The sequence below is a fragment of the Bosea sp. OAE506 genome (genome assembly GCF_040546595.1).
GTDB lineage: Bacteria > Pseudomonadota > Alphaproteobacteria > Rhizobiales > Beijerinckiaceae > Allobosea.
Genome location: NZ_JBEPOB010000001.1, coordinates 3,152,828 through 3,172,310, shown reverse-complemented (window position 1 = coordinate 3,172,310; position 19,483 = coordinate 3,152,828). Strand labels below are relative to the sequence as shown.

Genomic DNA, 19,483 nt, shown 5'->3' with positions numbered 1-19,483 from the left:
CGCTCTGTCCGGGTGCACGAGGCGGGACGGCGACGAAGGCCGTCGCTGCTGCGATCCACACCGGGACGATTGACAGCTTGCGCCGTCGTCTTGTCGCGTCCATGTGCCAAAGCCATGCAGGCTCCCGCGGGCGACGACACGAGAAGCGGCGATCATGGAACGCATCACCAGCATCGACGGCGTCGAGGGAACGCCGATCCCGCTGCGCTTCCGGCGCTGGAGAAACCATCCGAAGCCAGGCATCGACTTTCCGGACATCTCGCCGATGGCGACGGACGCAACCGCCCTGCGGCAGGTGACCGATGCGCTCGGGCAGCTTCTGCCGGATGAGACCTCCGTCGTCGCCGGCATCGATATCGGCGGACTGGGGATCGCAGGCGCCCTCGCCTACCGCGGCGGCCTCGGCCTGCTCGACATCCGGAAGGTTGACGCCATCAGGGCGGGAGTCATCCGCACGATCGTGGAGAACTATGAACTCGGCGACGGCGTCGCGGTCTCTCGCGCGCAACGGATTGCCCAAAGCACGGTTGCCATCGTGGATGATTGTCTCATGACCGGGCAGACCGCTCTCGCCGGCATCCGGCTCCTGCGACGCCTTGGTGCCCGCTGCGACACCGCGATCTTCGTCTTCGAGCTCGAGGGGATGCCGGGTCGAGCCCTGCTGGATCACGCAGGCATCGCCGTGCACAGCCTGCTGCGCCTGCCTCAGGCCGATTCCGATGAGGCGCTCGCCAGCAAGACGACCAGCCCGCCGGGCGCCTAGTCGAGCAGCTCGCGGATGCGCAGCGCGAGTTCCATCGCGCTGTAGGGCTTCTTCAGCCAGCTCGCCTCGGCGGCGAGTTCGCGCACGGCGACGCTGGGTTCGGCAAAGCCGGAGGTCATGATGATCTTGAGGCCAGGCCGCAGGCTGCGCGCCTCGCGGGCCAGCTCGTCGCCCGACATGCCGCCGGGCATGACGATGTCGGTGAACAGCAGGGCGATCTCGGGATGTGCGACGAGGACCGCGAGCGCCTGGGCGGCGGTCTCGGCCTGGAGCACGCGGTAGTTCATGTCCTCAAGCCGAGCGACGGCGACACGGCGGACGCGGGCATCGTCCTCCACGACAAGAATCGTTTCGCTGCCACCCGGAAGGCCGGAGGGCTCGAGCGAGCCGTCGGCTGACGCGGCCCCGGGCTGTGGCGCCGCCAGGCTAGCTGCCGGCAGGAACAGCCGGACGCTCGTCCCCTGCCCCACCTCGCTGTAGAGCTGGACATGCCCGCCCGACTGCTTGGTGAAGCCGTAGACCATGCTGAGGCCCAGCCCGGTCCCCGCCCCGACGCCCTTGGTGGTGAAGAAGGGCTCGAAGGCGCGCTGGCGCACCTCCGCCGGCATGCCAGCGCCGGTATCGGTCACCGAGATCAGCACATAGCTGCCGGTGCGAACCTCGGGATACATGCTGGCGTAATCGGCATCGAGCTTCGCCGCCGAGACCTCGACCGTCAGGCGGCCACCGCGCGGCATCGCATCGCGCGCGTTGAGCGCGAGATTGAGCAGCGCGTTCTGCAGCTGCGACGCATCGACCAGAGCCGCGCCCGGCGCGCCCGAGACGATGGTGCGCAGCTCGACGGTCTCCCCCAGTGCCCGGCGCAGCAGGTCCGAGAATCGCGAGACCAGTTGCCCGACATCGGCGAGCTTGGCGTTGAGCGGCTGCTTGCGCCCGAAGGCGAGGAGCTGGGCCGTGAGCTTGGCCCCGTCCTCCGCCGCCCCTTGCGCCTCGCGAAGCAGCGCGCGTGCCCGGTCATCGGTGAGCCGGCGCTCGATCATCTCGAGATTGCCGCTGACCACCGTCAGGAGATTGTTGAAATCGTGCGCGATGCCGCCGGTGAGCTGGCCGACCGCCTCCATCTTGTGGGCCTGCCGCAGCTCCTCCTCGATGCGGTGGCGGCTGGTCAGGTCGCGGATGAAGCCGGTGAAGATGCGCCGTCCGGCGGCGCGCGCCTCGCCGATCGCGAGTTCCATGGGGAAATGCGTGCCGTCCTTCTTCTGCCCCGTGACGACGCGGCCATAGCCGATGATGCGTCGCTCACCGGTCTCGAGATAGCGGTCCATATAGCCGTCATGGGCGCCGCGATCCGGTTCGGGCATCAGCATCTTGACGTTGTGGCCGATGACCTCGCCCGTGGCGAAGCCGAAGAGCCGCTCGGCCGCGGCACTGAAGGAGGTGATGGTCCCGCTCTCGTCGATCACGACCATCGCTTCGGGAACGGTGTCGAGGATCGAGCGCAGATGCGCCTCGCGCGCGACGAGATGCGCCTGCATCGTGCGCAGGTCGCTGACATCGACATTGGTCTCGACGATCGAGCGCTCGGCCCTCGCCTTGGCTCCCGCCACCACCCAGCGGCTGGCGACATAGACCGGCGTGCCGTCCTTGCGGCGCTGTGTCAGCTCGCCTGTCCAGACGCCCTGCGCGTTCAGATGCGCGACGATGTCGGCGAAGGGCTCGGGAAAGGTTGTTTCGAGCAGGTCATGGGCGATGCGCCCCAGCGCCTCGCCACGGCTCCAGCCATAGAGAGCCTCCGACCCGCTGGTCCAGCGGGTCACGACCCCGTCGAAGCCGTGAACGATCAGGTTGGCGCTGTCGAGGACATGGGCGATCTCGTCCAGGGTGGACGGGCTGGTCACGGTCGCCGGCATGCGCTCCCTCGATGGTCCACTCAGTTCGGCCACACCGCCTGCTGGATCGTGCGGCCGCCGGCGGCGTCTTTATCCCCGGCATCGGCCTCGCCCGCAAGCGCAGCGAGCTTGCCGAGCTTGCGCACCACCATCGCATGGCGGCTGCTGGGCGCGATCACCCCGCAATTGGTCAGCCGCGTCATCGTGCGCGAGACGGTCTCGATCGTCAGCCCGAGATAATCGGCCATGTCGAGACGCGTCATCGGGATCTCGATCACCGGCTGCCGATCGTCCCCGCCCAGGCGCCGCGCGATCAGCAGCAGGAAGCTGGCGACCCGCTCCTCGGCGCTCTTGCGGGCGAGCAGTACCATCTGGTCCTGGGCCGCCGCCATCTCGTCGCAGAGGCAGGCAAAAAGCTGCGGCCGTAGCTCCGGCGAGCGGTTGATCTCCTCCTGGAAGCGGCCATGCTCGTAGCGGCGCAGCTTCGTCCGGGTGACCGCCTCGGCGGTGTAGAGATACTGGTCCTTCAGCGAAACGCCGAGAAGGTCGCCGGGATAGAGGAAGCCGGTGATGACGCGGCGGCCATCGCTCAGGATGCGGAAGATGCGCAGGGCGCCTTCCACGACTTCGAAAACGTGACGGGCCTCGTCGCCCTCCCAGAACACGGCGGTACCGGGCTCGAAGGTCTCGACCGGCTGGCCGCCGAAGAGGCTGTTGAGGCTGACGGGGCAGGTCGGAACCGTCGCGAATCGCCTGACAGCTCCGTGCGGCTGTGACATGGTGGCTTGCGAAAGCATCGGCGCGTCATCCTTCTCTGATCGACGAGCCGAATTGAAACGATCCCGGTAACGCCGGAACGCCACGACGGTGACGCTTCGTGCGAAGATGTGACGGTTTGTAACAGCCGCGATCGTGGGAGAATCGAACTGCCTGCCATGCCCGAGTCGCCCGGCCGCAACGAACACATCCTGGTGGTGGATGACGATGTCCGCATCAGGCAGATGCTGACCACCTATTTCGAGGACGAGAGCTACCGCGTGACCGCCGTCGGAGACGGGGCCGCGATGCGCGAGGCGCTGCAGCGCCAGCCCGTCGACATCATCCTGCTCGATCTCGTGCTGCCGGGCGGCGAGGACGGGCTGATGCTGGCGCGCGAGGTCCGGGCCCGCTCCGACACGCCGATCATCATGCTCACCGGGCGCGACGACGTGGTCGACCGCATCGTCGGCCTCGAGGTCGGCGCCGACGACTACATCGCCAAGCCCTTCCATCTGCGCGAGGTCCTGGCGCGGCTGCGCACGGTGCTGCGCCGGCGCCAGCCCGCCGCCCCGGCTCGATCCGAACCGGATGAGACGATCCGCTTCGATGGCTGGCGGCTGGATCTGGCACGTCGCCAGCTCGTCACTGCGGAGGGCGCCGAGATCGTGCTCACCACCGGCGAATTCGACATGCTGGCGGCCCTCGCCCGGGCGCCGGGCCGCGTGCTCTCCCGCGACGTGCTGATGGACCTGACCCATGGCCGCAGCCTCGACGCGTTCGACCGCACGATCGACGCCCAGATCGCCCGGCTGCGCAAGAAGATCGAGCCCAATCCGCGCCAGCCGACCTTGATCAAGTCGGTTCGCGGCGTCGGCTATGTCTTCACGGGCAAGGCGACGCCCTGAGCGAGGGGCCAGGGCGGCTCCCCCATCGGCGACGGATCCAGGATCAGTGCGACCCCGCCCCCGATCCGCCGCGGCGCATCGAGCCGCGAGAAGGAGCGCGACGCGGCGCCGGTGCGGATGCGCACGGCGGCACAGTCGAGGCGGCCTGCGAGCGCGCAGAGATCCTCCACCATGGCGGAAGCGACGCCCGGTTCGTCGGCGGCACTCGCGACCACGAAGACGGGCACGTCGAGGATCGAGCCATGGACCGCGTGGCGGGCCTGCCGGCACAGGCACAGCCCCTTGACGTGGCCGCGCGGATTGGTGGCCACGCGCAGGTCCCGCGGCGCCCCGGTCACCGCACCGGGAGTGCCGCAATAGGCCCGCCAGCTCTCGATGTCCGGCGGTGGGTTCACGGCCTCCACCAGCAGATAGGCGGCATCGACCTGCTCGGGCTTCATCCCGGCGATGGTGTAGGCTCCCTGCATGGCGAGGCTCCTTTCCCCGCTGTCGCGGCTGCCCGGAATCATGCCGCCGCGAGCTCGTCTCCCAGCGCCGCCGCAGCGATCGGCAGCGCGAGGTCGAGAACGATCCGGCCCTCGACCTCGCCACGCCGCAACCGGTCGAAGACCGCGTTGATGTCGCTGAGCGGGACGGTCGCGATCTTCGCCCTGACCTTGCCCTCGACGGCAAACGCGATGGCCTCGTCGAGATCGCGCCGCGTGCCGACGATCGAGCCGCGCAGCGTGATCCGCTTGAGCACGACGTCGAAGATCGGCGTCGGGAACTCGCCCGGCGGCAACCCGACCAGCGCCACCGTGCCCTTTCGCCGGACCATCCGCACCGACTGCGCGAAGGCCGGCGGCGAGACCGCCGTGACGAGCACGCCATGGGCGCCGCCGCCCGTCGCCGCCAGCACCTCCTCGACCGCCGTTGCCGAGCGCGCATCAACCGCGACATCTGCGCCGGTCTGCCGGGCGAGCGCGAGCTTCTCCGGCGCGATGTCGAGCGCCACGACCTTGAGCCCCATCGCCTTGGCGTACTGGATCGCGACCTGCCCCAGCCCGCCGATGCCCGAGATCGCGACCCATTCTCCGGGCCTCGCTTCGGTTTCCTTGAGGCCCTTGTAAGTGGTGACGCCGGCGCAGAGGATCGGCGCCATGGCCGCGAAATCGACGCCCGCCGGCAGGCGCGCCGCGAAGGCCGCCGAGGCGATGGCATATTCGGCAAAACCGCCATTGCAGCTGTAGCCGGTGTTGTGCTGGTGCTCGCAGAGCGTCTCCCAGCCCGTCTCGCAATATTCGCAGCGCAGGCAGGAATCATGCAGCCAGGCGATGCCGACCGCGTCGCCCAGCGCGAAATCGGTGACGCCGGGCCCAAGTGCCGCGACCGTCCCGGCGACCTCGTGGCCGGGGATGAATGGCGGCACCGGCTTGACCGGCCAGTCGCCCTCGGCGGCATGGAGATCGGTGTGGCAGACGCCGCAGGCGTGGACCTTGACCAGCAGTTCGCCCGGCCCAGGCACCGGGATCGGCAGGTCCATGATCTCCAGCGGCCGGCCGAGCGCCCGCACCACCGCAGCCTTCATCGTCGTCGCCATGGCCCGCTCCTCCGCGAAGCCATAATCCTAGCCTGCCCGCAGCAGCGGGCCTTGACGGAGATCAAGCCGCGCCAGGCTGATCGGCGACAGCGAGAACGTCGCACGCCCGGCCACAGACCGTCTCCACATCGGCCTCGACCGAGAGATGCGTCCAGCCACTGACGGCCCCGCCCACCTCGGCTTGCGCGAGTTGGGCGCGCACGACCGCTGCCGTGGCGTCGGACGGGTCGCCGCGGCGCGCTTCCACCCGCGCGATCAGGGTCTCGGGCCGCGCCTCCAGCCAGATCCCGTGAAAGGGCACCTGTGCGGCGTGAGCAGCCTGCGCGATGCGCTCGCGATCCACGGCGCGGTCGAACACCGCATCGGCGACCACGCCATGTCCGCTGCGCAGCATCGCCTCGGCGCGACCAGCCTGTTCCGCATAGACGGCCTCGGAGACGGTCGAAAGATAGGCCTCCGGCGGCAGACGCGTCGCCATTGCGACGCCAAAGCGCTGCTTGCGCAGCCGGTCGCTGGAGAGGACGCGCGCGCCGGGCACCGGCCCGACGCGCCCGGCCACGGCAGCGGCAACGGTCGATTTCCCGGAGCCCGAGCGACCGCCGACGGCCACAAGGCGCGCCGAGCCCGGCGCGAGGCACCGGCGGGCCAGAGCGAGATAGGCCTGCGCCTCGACCATCACCGCCGCGTCGGCTCCGGTCTGGACGACGAGCACATGCGCCCGGACCGCGGCACGCACCGCCATGAAGAAGGGCAGAAGCGGCAGGCCACCCTCGTCGCCCGTCTCGTCGAGATACCGGTTCATCAGCAGGTTCGCCAAAGAGGGCAGTCCGCGATGCCAGAGATCCATCAGGATGAAGGCGAGATCGTAGAGGACGTCGGTGGTCGCGAGATTCGCGTCGAATTCCAGCGCGTCGAACAGCGTCGGCTCACCCGCGACGAGACAGATGTTGCGCAGATGCAGGTCGCCATGACAGCGCCGGATGCGCCCTACCCGCCCTCGTTCATCCAGAAGCCCGCCATGGCGCACAAGGGCATCCTCGCAGGCGGCGCTCAGCGCCGCGACCTCGCCGGCCGGCAGCCGGTCGGTCAGGGCAAAGCCCTTCGCATTGATCGCAAGCACGTCCGCCATCGTCTCGGCCCCGCCGCGACAGCTTTCGATCTCGGCGCTCTCGTGGAAGCTGGCGATCCGCTGCGCGAGCCTCGTCATCAGCGCGGGCGTGAGCCGCCCCTCACAGGCCATGCTGTCGAACAGGTCGTCGTCGCCGAAGCGGCCCATCTCGACGACGGCCTCGACCAGCGCGCCCTCGCCGTCCAGCGCGAGCTGCCCGTCCGCCTCCCGGGTCACGCGCAGCACGCGGCGATAGAGCGTGGGCGCGGTCCGGCGGTTGAGCCTCAGTTCGCGCTCGCAGGCCGCCAGCCGCAGCTCCGGCGTCGAGAAGTCGAGATAGGGCAGCTTGAGCCGCCGCTTCAGCTTGAATGCGCTCTCGCCCGCCAGCAGGATGACGGAGATATGCGTCGTCACGATCCGGGCCTCGCCTCGCCCCTCGCCTGCCGTCTCGGCCAGCAGAGAAAGGATCGGCTCCAGCCCGTCGCATGCCATCGTCATCTCCCGCTCGCCGCCGATCATCGCCGTCTCTCCATCCCGCCGCGTTGCGCTGCATCAAGAGCAACCGGTACCGCATGAGCGGGTTCGACCAGCGCCGCCGCTTCGGCTAAATCTGGACGGCGAGGCCGCCTCGGAAGGCGCCTGCCCCAGCCTGCCATGCGAGAAAGACTCAAGTCATGACGAAAGAATTTGCCGGCAAACATGTTGTCGTCATGGGCGGCAGCCGCGGCATCGGCCGCTCCATCGCGCTGGGCTTCGCCGCCGGCGGCGCCGCGGTCTCGATCTGCGCGCGCACGCCGGGTCCGCTGGAGGCAACGCGGCGCGAGATCGAAGCGCTGGGCGTCACCGCCCATGCCGCCGCGCTCGACCTCGCAGAGGCCGACGCGATCCAGGCCTATCTGCCCCAGGCCGTCGCGGCGCTGGGCGGGCTCGACATTCTCGTCAACAACGCCTCGGGCTTCGGCCATTCCGATGACGAGGCGGGTTGGGAGGCCTCGCTCGGCATCGACATGATGGCCGTCGTCCGCGGCAGCCATGCGGCGATCCCGCATCTGAAGCCCGGCTCCTCGATCGTGAACATCTCGTCGATCTCGGGCCTGCGCGCCAGCGCCCGCTCGGCCCCCTATGGCGCCGTCAAGGCGGCGGTGATGCACTACACCGCGAGCCAGGCAAAGATGCTGGCGCGGCAGGGCATCCGCGTGAACTGCGTCGCGCCGGGCTCGATCGAGTTTCCTGGCGGCACCTGGGAGGACAGGCGGACCTCCAATCCCGATCTCTACAACAGCACGCTCGCGACCATCCCCTTCGGTCGGATGGGCCGGCCCGAAGAGATCGCCCAAGTCGTGCTCTTCCTCGCCTCCGAGCGTGCGAGCTGGGTCACGGGCCAGAGCATCGTCGTCGATGGCGGCCAGCTCGTCGGGCCCTGAGCCGGCAGGCGTCAGGGCGCGGCTCAGCCATGGCCGGCACCGCCGGTCACGGCGGCGGGTCGCAGGCTCGGCTTTGGCCGAAGCCGCGTTTCCAGTCTCTGCAGCACGACGAAGACCGACGGCACGACCACGACGGTCAGCAGCGTCGAGCCGATCATCCCGGTCAGCGTGGCGAAGCCGATCGACTTCTGGGCATTGGCGCCCGCCCCGCTCGCCAGCACCAGAGGCACCAGCCCGAGGATGAAGGCGAGCGAGGTCATCACGATCGGCCGCAGTCGCAGCCGCGCCGCCTCGACCGCCGCCTCCGCCAGCGGCACGGCCTGCTTCAAGTGCAGGTCGCGCGCGAAGCCGACGATCAGGATCGCGTTCTTGGCCGAGAGCGCGATCAGCAGCACGAGGCCGATCTGGGTGTAGAGATTGCTGGAGAGCCCGAGCGCCAGCATCGCGCCCGCCGTCCCCAGAAGCGCCAGCGGCACGGAGAGGATGATGCCGAGCGGCGCGATCCAGCTCTCGTACTGGCCGGCCAGCACCAGATAGACCAGCAGGAGGCTGAGCGCGTAGACGACGAAGACCTGCCCGGCCAATTCCTTCTCCTGATAGGAGAGCGCGGACCACTCGTAGCCCGTGCCGGCCGGCAGCGTCTGGCGCGCGATCTCGGCCAGGATGTCGAGCCCCTCGCCTGAGCTGACATCGCGATTGGGCGCCCCGATCAGCGTCGCCGCCGGGTAGAGGTTGTGGAAGCTGATCAGCGACGGGCCGATGCCGGGGCGGATATCGGCGATGGCGCCGAGCGGCACCATCTCGCCGCTCTTGGCCCGCAGCTTCAGCGTCCGCAGCCCCTCGGCCTCCATGCGTGCCTCGGCCTGGGCCTGCACGAAGACCTGGAAGACGCGGCCGCCCTTGCTGAACTGGCCGACATAGGCCGAGCCGACATAGGCGCCGAGCGCATCGGTGGCGGCGCCGAAGGAGATGCCCAGCGCCTCGGCCTTGGTGCGGTCGATCGCCAGTTCCACCTGCGGCGCCTGGGCGCTGAAGGTGTTACGCGCCGCCTGGAAGCGGTTCTGCGCGCGGGCCCGCTCGGCGATCGCGTCGGCGAGGCGCTGCAGCTTGGCGTAGTCGAAGCTGCCGTCGCGCAGCTCGACCTTCATGGTGAAGCCCGAGGCGTTGCCGATGCCCTGGATCGGTGGGGGCGGCAGCACCAGCGCCGCGCCGTCCTCGAGATCGGCCATCGCCCGGTTGAGCGCGCCGTAGAGGCCGAGCAGATCCTCGCCCTTCCTGCGCGCCTTCCAGTCGGTCAGCATCACATAGGCGACGCCGGCATTGGCGAGGCTGGCATTGTCGTTGAGCGCCGAGAGGCCGGCGATCGCGATGACCTTGTCCACGCCCGGCACGGCGCGCGCCCGCTTGGTGACCTCGTCGAGCGCGGCCGTCGTGCGCGCCAGCGAGGCACCGTCCGGCAGCTGCACCGAGACCAGCATGTAGCCCTGGTCCTCGACCGGCAGGAAGGAGGTCGGGATGCGGCTCAGCGCATAGACGGAAGCCCCGACGAGCAGCAGCGTCACCGTGAAGACCGCCGCGCTCCGGGCGACCAGCCGGCGCACCAGCCCGACATAGGCCCGCTCGCAGGCGCCATAGCCGCGCTCGAACATCCGGTAGATCCAGGCGCGCTGCGTGACGGGCTTGGGCGCCCGCAGCCAGAGCGCGCATTGCGCGGGCTTCAGCGTGACCGCGTTGACGGCGCTGATCAGCGCGGTGGCGGCGATCACCAGGGCGAATTGCTGGTAGATCTCGCCGCTCAGCCCCGGCAGGAAAGCGGCCGGCAGGAACACCGCCATCAAGACGAGCGTGATGCCCATGATCGGGCCGATCAGCTCCTCCATCGCCCGCACCGTCGCGTCATGCGGGCTCAGGCCCCGTTCCATGTGATGGGCGGCGCCCTCGACCACGACGATGGCATCGTCGACGACGATGCCGATGGCCAGCACCACCGCCAGCAGCGTCGAGATGTTGACGGTGAAGCCCGGCGCCGCCATCGCCGCGAAGGCACCGATGATCGTCACCGGCACCGTGGTGGCCGGGACCAGCGTCGCGCGCCAGTCCTGCAGGAAGATCAGGATCACCAGCAGCACCAGCACGGCCGCCTCGACCAGCGTCTTGTAGACCGCGCCCAGCGAGGCATCGACGAAGCGGGTCGTGTCGAAGGGCACGCTCCAGCCCATCCCCTCGGGAAAGCGCGCCGAGAGCGCGGTCATCCGCGTCTGCACGAGCTTCGCCACCTCGAGCGCATTCGCCTCCGGCAGCTGGAAGATGGCGAGCCCGGCCGAGGGCTGGCCGTTGAGGCGGAAATCCTGGCCATAGGCCTGGGCCCCGAGTTCGACCCGGGCGATGTCGCGCAGGCGCGTGATGCGGTTGCCGTCGGCGCGCACGATGATCGCCTCGAAAGCCTCGACCTCGTCGAGCCGGCCGGGTGTCAGCAGCGTCGTCTGGAAGGCCTGGTCGCCGGCGGTAGGCGCCATGCCGAGCTGGCCGGAGGCGACCGAGCGGTTCTGCTGGTTGACCGCATTGACGATGTCGGCCGGGAGCAGCCCGCGCAGCTGCATCTTTTGCGGATCGAGCCAGATTCGCATCGCATATTGCCCGGCACCGAAGACGTTGACGGCACCGATGCCCGGCAGGCGCGCGATCTCGTCGAACAGGTTCAGCGTCGCGAAATTCGACAGGAACAGGCTGTCATGCCCGGCCCGGTCGGAGGTCAGCGCGACGATCTGGAGGATCGCGGTCGAGCGCTTGTTGGTCTGCACGCCTTGCGTCTGGACGACGGAGGGCAGCTGCGGCAGCGCCGCGGCGACGCGGTTCTGCACCAGGATCTGCGCCTTGTCGGCATCCGTGCCGATCGCGAAGGTCACGGTCAGCGTGTAGAGGCCGTCGCTGGTGCTGGTCGAGGACATGTAGATCATGTCCTCGACGCCGTTGACCTTCTGCTCGATCGGCAGCGCGACCTCGCGGGCGATCACGGCGGCACTGGCGCCGGGATAGCGCGCCGTGACCTGCACCGTCGGCGGCACGACATTGGGATATTGCGCGACCGGCAGCCGCAGCAGCGCCACCAGCCCGAGGATGACGATCAGGACCGCGATGACATTGGCCAGGACCGGCCGCTCGATGAAGAACTTGGCCATCAGCGCGTGGCCTTCGCGACATCGGTGACAGGCCGCACCCGGCTGCCGGGGATGGCGTTCTGCATCAGGCCGACGACGACGCGGTCACCAGCCGACAGGCCGGCGCGGATGACGCGCAGGCCGCCCTCGCTCGCCTCGCCGACCTCGACCGCGCGCTGCTCGACGATGTCCTGCCCGTTCACGACCAGCACATAGCGCCCGGTCTGGCTGGCGCCGAGTGCCGCCTCCGGCACCAGCAGGGACGGCACGTCCTTCTGCAGCGGCAGCCGCACGCGGACATAGAGCCCCGGCAGGAGCACACCCTTGGGGTTCGGCACCGAGGCCCGGACCGCCAGCGTGCCGCTGCCCATGTCGAGTTCGGGCGCGACATAGTCGAGCTGGCCGAGATGCGGATAGCCGGCATCGGTGTCGAGCCCGATCTCGACGGGGATGCTGCCGAGGCCGGCGAGCGTCAGGCCGCGCTGGCGCATTGCCTCGCGGATCCGCAGCACGGTCTGCTCGTCGAGCGAGAAGCGCACCTTGATCGGGTCGCTCTGGACGATCGAGGCCAGCAGCGTCGGCCCGCCGACGCCGACCAGCGCTCCGTGATCGACGAGATGGGCCGAGACGATGCCGTCGAAGGGTGCCTTGACCTCCGTATAGGCCAGGTTGAGCTGCGCCTGCGCTACCTGGGCGGCCGCCTGCTCGCGCGCGGCGGCGGTCGAATCGCGCCGGCTGAGCGCACTGTCGAGCGCGGCCTCCGAGGCGGCTTGCCGCTGGGCGAGCTGCTTCTGGCGGGCGAGATCCGCCTCGGCCTGGACCAGCAGCGCCTTCTGCTGCGCCTCGGCGGCTTCCGCGAGCTGCAGGCTGAGCCGGTAATTGTCCGGCTCGATCACGAAGAGCACGTCACCCTGCTTCACGGCGGCGCCGTCGCTGTAGCGGATCTCGCTCAGCGTGCCCGAGACCCGCGCCACGAGATCGACTCGCTTCGCCGCTGCCGTCTGGCCTGTGAGCTCGAGATAGCGCGTCACCGGCCGCGACACTGGCGGCGCCACGCGGACCTCGGCCGGGGGCGGCGCGGAGGCGGCAGGCTTCTCGTTGCAGCCGGCCAGCATGGCGGCGAGGACGAGGAGCACGGGCACGGCCGTCAGCCGGGAGAAGGCGAACGAGGCGATCATCGTGATCCTCCGAGAGGCGGGCCGGGAATGAGGGCGTCGCCCAGCAGCGTCACGGAGCGGCCAAAGGTCTCGATGCGCTCGTTCAGCCCCGATCCGCCTTGGCGCGCCGGCCCGGCGCCGTTGGCGATCGCCCGCCCGATCGCGGCGATGGTCGTGCCGTCCCCGAACGCCTTGTTGTGGTTGCGACCGATGCCGCCGGCGACCTGCGAGAGGTCATGCGCCTCGATGCCGAGCGCGCGGAACTGGCTGAGATCGGTGTTCGCCCCGGCCCGGATCTTGCCGCCGAAGAGGCGCCGCGACAGGTCGAGCGCGTAATCGTCCTGCGAGGCGTAGAGCACGATGCGCGCGGTCAGCGGGCGCAGCCGCGCGATCTGGGTGCGGAACACGTCCATGTCGATGTCGGGCGCCGCCAGCACGATCGTGCCGAGCCGCCCCAGCGTCTTCTGGTCGCCCGCGATCGAGAGCTGCCGCAGCGTCTCCATCGTCAACCAGTTGCCCATCGAATGGGCGAAGACGTCGATGCCCTCGATGCCTGGGTCGCGCGCCAGCCGCGCCAGCAGATCGGCCATCGCGTCCCGGCTGAAATTGGCGGAATCCTTGTCGTAGCCATAGTCCCTGACCTCGCCGCGCGAAGGCCAGCTGAACAGGACCGGCAAGCCGTCATAGCCGGTGTCGTCGACGATCTGGGCGAGGCGCACGACCGCCTCGTCGAATTGCGTGTTGTAGCCATGGGTGAAGACCAGCGCCCTGCGCCGCGTCTTCAGCTCGGTGCGGGCGAGCCCGGCGAACTGGGTCGCGTCGAGCTCGCGCGCTTCGACGAGCGCGATATGCTTGTCGGGGTCGGGACTGTCGGCATCGGTCGGAACCGAACCCGGCGCCCGCCCTTTCGGCAGCGACAAGGTGAGGCTGGCATATCGCGCCGCGTCGCCACGCTCGCCCGAGAAGAGATGGCCCGGCGGCTCGGTGGCCGGGCCTCGCGTCGTCACCGCCAGCACGGTGCGCGTCTTCGCCTCGGCGGGCTGTTTCGCCACCGGCACCAGCAGGCCGCGGCCCGACCCGGCGCAACCACCCGCTGCCAGCGCCAGCAGCGCAGCCCCCAACAGGGCCATCGGGCCCAGCCCGCTTCGCATCGGCAATCCCCCTGCCGTTCTCGTCCGTACGCTGCCGGCTGCGCCGGCGCGGGGCTCAGCCGCCGCGGGCCTCGACCACCTTGCGGCAATCGGCCGAGAGCTTCGCCTTGTTGTCCTTGAGGCAGGCGTTCATCGGCTGCGGCTGGCCGATGAAGGGCGCGCAGAGCTTCTGCGCATCCGAGCGGCAGGCCATCTGTTCGGCCCGCGTCGGGCCCGACTGGGCGCTGGCCAGCCCGGTGCCCGCGAGCAGAAGCGCGCAGGCGAGCAAGGTCGATGTCTTCATGGAAAGGCCCTCTCGTCTGGGAAAGGCCCGGCGATCCGGCGATCTCCGAGCCTGTGCAGCATGGCCCGCCCTCCCGCCGCCGCCCATGCCATGTTCATGGGTGTCCCGGACGGCCGGCACCTCAGGCCGCGGGCGCGGGAGCCGGCGCCACGGCGCTCGACAGGTCGTCCGTCGCGATCTCGATCTCGCGCAGCAGGCCCGCCACGGCCTGTTCGTCGATCGTTTCCTCGATCAGCCGGCGGATCAGCGCCCGCGCCTGTTCGGCCGCGGCAGCGCCAATGCTGAAGGTGAAGACGAGCGAGCCCCGGGGCGTCTCCACCGGGTCCGCACCCGGCGCGGGTGCGTTCAGCTTCACCGCGATGTCGCCCACGATCGCCTGGCGGATCGCGGGCTCGCTGCGCAGCGCCGCGGCCGCCTGGCGGGTGAAGAGCACGATATCATCGCGGTCGGGCGTGCGGTCCAGCGCGACACTGACGCTCATCCGCATCAGCTTGCGGCTGTGATTGGTGACGGCGCCGAGTTCGCCCAAGGGGATCGTGTGCAGCCGCCCGTCATCCTCGCGCAGGCGGACGCTGCGCAGGTTGATCTGCTCCACCGTGCCGCGCCTCGTGCCGACCTCGACGGATTCGCCGATGCGGAAGACGTCGTCCACGATGTGGAAGACGCCGGAGACGACGTCCTTCACCAGCGCCTGCGAGCCGAAGCTGATCGCGAGGCCGACGATGCCCGCGCCCGCCATCAGCGGCGTGATGTCGACACCGAGCGCCGACAGCGCCACCAGCGAGAACACGACGCAGATCACCGTGATCGTGGTGGCGCGCAGGATCGGCAGCACCGTGGAGAGCCGCGCCAGCCGGGCGTCGCGCTCCTGCAGCGTCCCCTCGCCCTCGCCCGGCATCAGCGCGGCTTCGGTCCAGACATGGACGAGCGCCGCGCCCGTCGCGCCCAGCACGAAGACGAGCGAGGCGAAGGTCAGCCGATAGCCGAAGACCTGCCCGCTCTCGGCCGGAAGCCAGCCGAAGGCGCCGACGAGCCAAAATTCGAGGCCGATCCGCAGGATCGTGACCACGGCGAGGCTGTCGATCAGCACGCGCAGCACGAAGAGGCGCCGCATTTCCGCCGGCTGCCGCGAGTCGCGGATGCTGACGGAAACGGCGCGGTCGAGGGCGAGCGCGACCAGCAGCACGACGATGGTGCCGACCGCGCCGTGATAGAGCGCGAAGGCGCCGTCGACCCAGCCCCAGATCCAGAAGAGGAGCGCGAGAAGACTGAGCCCGATCGCCAGGGCCCGCGGGCCCGCACCGGTGCCGTGGCGCCCGAGCGAGGCGAAGAGCTGCACCGCTCCGGCAGTCAGCGCAACGGCGACGAGGCAGGAGATCAGCTTGGCCGACTCGGTGGCGAGGCCCGCCCGCTCCCCCGCGGTCAGGAGGACCATGTGCAGATGCGCGATCGCGAACAGGATGGCGAAGCGGCGCACCGCCTTGCGCGCGCCGGCATCGTCCACCCGCGCCAGCCGGAAGCGTTTCATCGCGGGCTGGAAGAGGATGAGCAGCAGCGTCAGCCCCATCAGCCAGCGCACCAGCGCGATCACCATGTCGCGCGGCAGTGCTTCGCTCCCGGGCAGGATGCCGAGGCCCCGCACCCAGCAGCACCCGCCCCGTGATCGCCGCCGCCAGCAGCGCCAGCGCCTCGAGCCCGGCGAGCCCCGCCATGCCGGCCAGCGCGCTGCGCATGGACCCGGCTCTGCGGCGCGGACCGGTAAGCAGCGCGCGTGTCCCGGCATAGACCAGGACCACGGCGGCGCAGACGGCCAGGGTCTGCGCCAGTACGGCCGGCGCCTCGGGCAGGGCCCGCATCAGGACATTGGCCACGTCGCCGGGCAGGCGCGGCGCCGTCGTCAGCGCTGCGACCATCTCGCGATCGCCGATTTCGACCAGCTGCCGCAACGCGTCGAGCGGGCCGATGCCGCTGCGCGCGGCCTCCGCCGCCGGCGCCATGGCAGCCGGACTGGCTGGTTCTCCCGACATGCGCTCTCCCCCGGCGGCCGCGCGGCTGTTCGCCGCTGCGCCTGCACTCCGATCAGGGGCTCTCGGCGCCCCTGCAGCCATCCCATCTTCATGGGATGTCGCAGCCGGGCGCAACGGGCCAGATTGGAGCGACGTCGTTGAACCGGGCCGGTCGGCCCGGGCGCGGACGCTGGCATGGCGGAGGACGAACCATGGGTCGCATTCGAGGTATCACGCGCGCTGCACTCGGCCTGGCGGCCTTTTCCGCGCTGGTCGCGCTGGAGCCGGCCCCGGCACAGGCGGCCGTCGTCTATTGCAAGACGGTCGGCGTGCCGAAGGGCTGCGTGGCGCGGCCCGGAGCGCCCGTCGTGGTCGGCGCCCCGGTCGCCCGGGGGGCGGTGGCGACCCCCTATCGCGGTGTCGGAGCCGGCGCGCGCGGCGTCGGCGTGCGGCCTGGCACGCCCGCCAATCGCGGCGGCCCGGTCAACCGCGTCGGGCGTCGCTGAGCCGGCTCAGCCGCCCGCCGCTTCAAGATCGGCAAAGCGGGCCGGCAAGTCGAGCGTGACCCGCGTCCCCTCCGGCCCGGAGACGATCTCCAGCAGCGCACCGCAGCGTTCGGCGCGCCGCTTCATATTGGCCAGCCCCCGCCCGGCAGGGGCAGCTTCGCATCCCCCCGGCCCTGCAAAGCCCTGACCGTTATCGCTGACGGTGATGCGCCCATGCGGCCCGCCATCGCCCGGCAAAGTCTCGATGCCGACGGTGATGGTGCCGGCCTGCGCATGCTTGACCGCGTTGGTCACCGCCTCGTCGAGCAGCCGCAGGATCTGGATGACGTGGCCCGGCCGCAACTCCGGATGCACGGGCAGGCCCTGAGGCGTCAGCACCCGCCAGTCGAGCGCGATCCGGTGGGCGCGCAATTGCGAGGCGAGCCGCTCCCGCCACGCCCCCAGCGCCAGCATCAGATCGCCGCCGATGTCGTCCATCGCGTCGATCACGAGCCGCAGATCGCGCAGCGCCGCCCGCGCCGCCTCGCCGATCGGCGGGCCCCCCGTGCGCTGGCGCTCGCTGAGCGCAACGATGCTGACGAGCTGGCCGCCGAGGCCGTCATGGAGATCGCGCATCAGCCGTGTGCGCTCCGCCGCCAGGGCGATGGCCCGCGCCCGCTCCTCGTCGCGCGCCAGCGTCGCGCGCAGCTTGTCCTCGGCCTCGCGGACGAGGCCGATCATCCGCGCGGCGAAGCCGTCGACCTGGTTCAGCGCCCGGGCGAAGCGCCAGCTCAGGCCGATGCCGATCGCGATCACCACGGCCGAATAGGACAGGCGGGAGAAGAAGATGCGGCGGTCCGGCGCGATGTCGAGGATCGAGAGGATGTCGTGCACGCAGAAGAACAGCACGACCGTGACCGCGCTGCCGAGCACGAGGCTGATTGCGTCCCGGCGCTGGAGGAAGGCGAGCACGACCAGCACGGCGATCACGACCAGGCAGAAGGCCACCGTCGCCGGGCCGAGCACCAGATAGGCCGCGCGCACCGGGCCTGGCCCGCCGAACAGGCCCGTCGCTGAGATGATCAGGCCGGGCAGGAAGAGCAGCCAGGCGATCCGCGGCAGCTTCAGCCCGAGGAACAGGACGAAGAACAGCACCCCGAAGGCGCTCTCCAGCGGCGCCGAGGCGATCAGGACCGCATTGAGACCGCCATAGAGCGACTGGCCGCTCGGCGCCGAGATGAAGGTCTGCATCACCCCGATCGCCATCGAGGCGGCGAGCGCCCCGTATACCGGCTCGTGTCGGCGCATCAGCCACATCATACCGAGGATGACCGCGAGGATGCTCTGCCAGGCCGCGAGCACCACCGGCAGCGTCACGAAGAGCAGGACGCGCCGCTCATAGGCCGGGCGCAGCGCATCGTCGGGGCCGACATAGATGCGGTCGAGAAAGCCGGTCAGCGGCCCCCAGACCAGAAGCCGGACAGTGACCTCGTTGGCGCCCTCCCGCAGCAGTGCGCTCGGGATCACCGCGATCTCGGGAGAGCTTCGATCAGGCCGGTTGGCCGCCGGATTGCGGCGGCTGTCGAGGATCTCGACGCCATTGACCGCCAGCGCGACGCCATTGGTAAAGCGGGGCAGCATCACCGACCAGACCGCCCCCCTCCGAGGCCGGCCCAGGCCTCTCGAACGCCAGCCGGAACAGCGGCGGATCGACCATGGTGAAGCGGACGTCGAGATGGTGCGGCAGCGTCACGGCAACGGCGGCGGGCTCCAGCCGCGCCTGTGTCAGCGCATAGCGCGCTGGCGGCTCGGGCGCCGGCAGCGCCGCGAGCATGAGGCAGAGCCCGACGACGAGGGCCTGCAGGGCGAGATACGCCGCCAGCCACAGCGCGAGACGCGGCGTGCCCGCGGCCGCCGTGAGCGCGTCCCGCCCGGCCGCCGCCTCGCTCACAGCCGGATCAGACCCTGCTGCAACGCCTCGAACACCGCCTCGCCCCGCGTGTTCACCTCGAGCTTGCGGTATATGTTCTTGATGTGGCCGGGCACGGTCTGGCGCGACAGGCCGAGATGGCCGGCGATATCGGCATAGCTGAAGCCCTTGGCGATGCCCCAGAGAATGTCGATCTCGCGCGGCGTCAGCCGCGCCGTGTTGAGGGCATGCGGCACAGCCACGGCGGAAGCCTGCGCCTGCGTGCGGCGCACGATGAAGCGCGCAATCGAGGCCGAGATCGGCGAATGGCCGGCGACGAGGTCGCGAACCGTCGCGGCGATGTCGGTGGGGACCGCGTCCTTCAGCAGATAGCCGGTTGCGCCCTGGCGGATCGCGGCGATGACGCTCTCCTCGTCGCCGAGGATCGAAATCACCATGATCTCCGTGTCCGGATGGCGCTGCCGCGTCTCGCGGATCAGGTCGAGACCATGCCCGTCGGGCAGTTGCAGATCGGTCAGGAGCACGCGCGGCGGGTTGGCGGAAAGGCTCTCCCGCGCCTCGGCCAGCGTCGCGGCGGCCGTCACGGTGAACTCCGGCGCGGCACTGAGCGCGTCCTGCAGACGCCAGCGCGTCGGCGCGTCATCCTCGACCAGCAGCACCGCGATCATGCGCCGGCTCGCTCCCCTCACGGGCCGGTCCGCCATCGCCCCCGGCGACGACCACCCCCGCGGCGCACTCTAGCGAGCCCCCGTCCCGCGCGACAGCCCATGTTCATGGGGCGTGGATTGCCGGCGCTTCCCTCCGTCAGCAGCGGCTCACCGTCGCTCCGAACGAGATCGTGAAGGACGCCGCCCTCGAATTGTCGGACAACAGCGACAGATCGCTC

The 19,483-nt window shown here is 70.3% G+C and carries 17 protein-coding genes; 4 read left to right on the top strand and 13 right to left on the bottom strand.

Annotated elements, in window-relative coordinates; all coding sequences use genetic code 11:
- The first annotated feature begins 154 nt into the window (after positions 1-154).
- Positions 155-763, top strand: coding sequence for a phosphoribosyltransferase family protein (locus tag ABIE41_RS15490; protein ID WP_192641235.1), 609 nt, complete (start codon positions 155-157; stop codon positions 761-763).
- Here the strand turns inward: ABIE41_RS15490 and ABIE41_RS15485 are convergent.
- The gene (locus tag ABIE41_RS15485; RefSeq protein ID WP_192641234.1) at positions 760-2,673 is read right to left on the bottom strand and encodes a hybrid sensor histidine kinase/response regulator; all 1,914 of its coding nucleotides are present in this window, start codon (positions 2,671-2,673) and stop codon (positions 760-762) included. The genes ABIE41_RS15490 and ABIE41_RS15485 overlap by 4 nt on opposite strands.
- Before the next feature lie 20 nt (positions 2,674-2,693).
- Complete coding sequence (locus ABIE41_RS15480) at positions 2,694-3,431, bottom strand: helix-turn-helix domain-containing protein (RefSeq protein WP_192641233.1); 738 nt, start codon at positions 3,429-3,431, stop codon at positions 2,694-2,696.
- 156 nt (positions 3,432-3,587) lie between these two features.
- Between ABIE41_RS15480 and ABIE41_RS15475 the strand changes: the two genes are divergently transcribed.
- A complete protein-coding gene (locus ABIE41_RS15475; RefSeq protein ID WP_192641232.1) occupies positions 3,588-4,316 on the top strand; it encodes a response regulator in 729 nt (242 codons plus the stop codon).
- Here ABIE41_RS15475 and ABIE41_RS15470 read toward each other — a convergent pair.
- The 3 genes from ABIE41_RS15470 to ABIE41_RS15460 all read right to left on the bottom strand — a co-directional run bounded on the left by ABIE41_RS15470 (position 4,286) and on the right by ABIE41_RS15460 (position 7,501).
- A complete protein-coding gene (locus ABIE41_RS15470; RefSeq protein ID WP_192641231.1) occupies positions 4,286-4,783 on the bottom strand; it encodes a hypothetical protein in 498 nt (165 codons plus the stop codon). The two genes, ABIE41_RS15475 and ABIE41_RS15470, sit on opposite strands and share 31 nt — an antisense overlap.
- 38 nt (positions 4,784-4,821) lie before the next feature.
- Positions 4,822-5,895 (bottom strand): alcohol dehydrogenase AdhP, encoded by a 1,074-nt coding sequence (gene adhP, locus ABIE41_RS15465; RefSeq protein ID WP_192641230.1) that lies wholly within the window; start codon positions 5,893-5,895, stop codon positions 4,822-4,824.
- A 61-nt stretch (positions 5,896-5,956) separates the two neighbouring features.
- On the bottom strand, positions 5,957-7,501 hold the full coding sequence (locus ABIE41_RS15460) for a bifunctional aminoglycoside phosphotransferase/ATP-binding protein (RefSeq protein ID WP_354192433.1): 1,545 nt from the start codon (positions 7,499-7,501) through the stop codon (positions 5,957-5,959).
- Between the two features lie 176 nt (positions 7,502-7,677).
- Between ABIE41_RS15460 and ABIE41_RS15455 the strand changes: the two genes are divergently transcribed.
- Positions 7,678-8,427, top strand: coding sequence for an SDR family NAD(P)-dependent oxidoreductase (locus ABIE41_RS15455; protein WP_192641229.1), 750 nt, complete (start codon positions 7,678-7,680; stop codon positions 8,425-8,427).
- A gap of 23 nt (positions 8,428-8,450) precedes the next feature.
- Here the strand turns inward: ABIE41_RS15455 and ABIE41_RS15450 are convergent, their stop codons facing one another.
- The 5 genes from ABIE41_RS15450 to ABIE41_RS15430 all read right to left on the bottom strand — a co-directional run bounded on the left by ABIE41_RS15450 (position 8,451) and on the right by ABIE41_RS15430 (position 15,818).
- A complete protein-coding gene (locus ABIE41_RS15450; RefSeq protein WP_192642797.1) occupies positions 8,451-11,609 on the bottom strand; it encodes an efflux RND transporter permease subunit in 3,159 nt (1,052 codons plus the stop codon).
- On the bottom strand, positions 11,606-12,763 hold the full coding sequence (locus ABIE41_RS15445; protein ID WP_192641228.1) for an efflux RND transporter periplasmic adaptor subunit: 1,158 nt from the start codon (positions 12,761-12,763) through the stop codon (positions 11,606-11,608). Before ABIE41_RS15445 ends, ABIE41_RS15450 begins: the two co-directional genes overlap by 4 nt.
- Entirely contained in the window at positions 12,760-13,872 is a 1,113-nt protein-coding gene (locus ABIE41_RS15440) for an alpha/beta hydrolase (protein ID WP_192641227.1), read from the bottom strand. The genes ABIE41_RS15445 and ABIE41_RS15440 overlap by 4 nt, the downstream gene beginning before the upstream one ends.
- Positions 13,873-13,948: 76 nt before the next feature.
- Entirely contained in the window at positions 13,949-14,176 is a 228-nt protein-coding gene (locus ABIE41_RS15435) for a hypothetical protein (RefSeq protein ID WP_192641226.1), read from the bottom strand.
- Positions 14,177-14,297: 121 nt separating this feature from the next.
- A complete protein-coding gene (locus ABIE41_RS15430) occupies positions 14,298-15,818 on the bottom strand; it encodes a mechanosensitive ion channel family protein (protein WP_354192429.1) in 1,521 nt (506 codons plus the stop codon).
- Positions 15,819-16,394: 576 nt separating this feature from the next.
- On the opposite strand from ABIE41_RS15430, the gene ABIE41_RS15425 reads away from it, so the two are divergent.
- Entirely contained in the window at positions 16,395-16,688 is a 294-nt protein-coding gene (locus tag ABIE41_RS15425) for a hypothetical protein (RefSeq protein WP_192641224.1), read from the top strand.
- Positions 16,689-16,694: 6 nt separating this feature from the next.
- On the opposite strand, the gene ABIE41_RS15420 is transcribed toward ABIE41_RS15425, so the two are convergent.
- Genes ABIE41_RS15420 through ABIE41_RS15410 form a run of 3 tightly spaced genes read right to left on the bottom strand, consistent with a single transcriptional unit; the run spans position 16,695 to position 19,265 of the window.
- Positions 16,695-18,308, bottom strand: coding sequence for a sensor histidine kinase (locus tag ABIE41_RS15420; RefSeq protein WP_354192426.1), 1,614 nt, complete (start codon positions 18,306-18,308; stop codon positions 16,695-16,697).
- The gene (locus ABIE41_RS15415; protein ID WP_354192423.1) at positions 18,217-18,618 is read right to left on the bottom strand and encodes a hypothetical protein; all 402 of its coding nucleotides are present in this window, start codon (positions 18,616-18,618) and stop codon (positions 18,217-18,219) included. Before ABIE41_RS15415 ends, ABIE41_RS15420 begins: the two co-directional genes overlap by 92 nt.
- The gene (locus ABIE41_RS15410; RefSeq protein ID WP_210320817.1) at positions 18,615-19,265 is read right to left on the bottom strand and encodes a response regulator; all 651 of its coding nucleotides are present in this window, start codon (positions 19,263-19,265) and stop codon (positions 18,615-18,617) included. The genes ABIE41_RS15415 and ABIE41_RS15410 overlap by 4 nt, the downstream gene beginning before the upstream one ends.
- Positions 19,266-19,483: the final 218 nt, after the last annotated feature.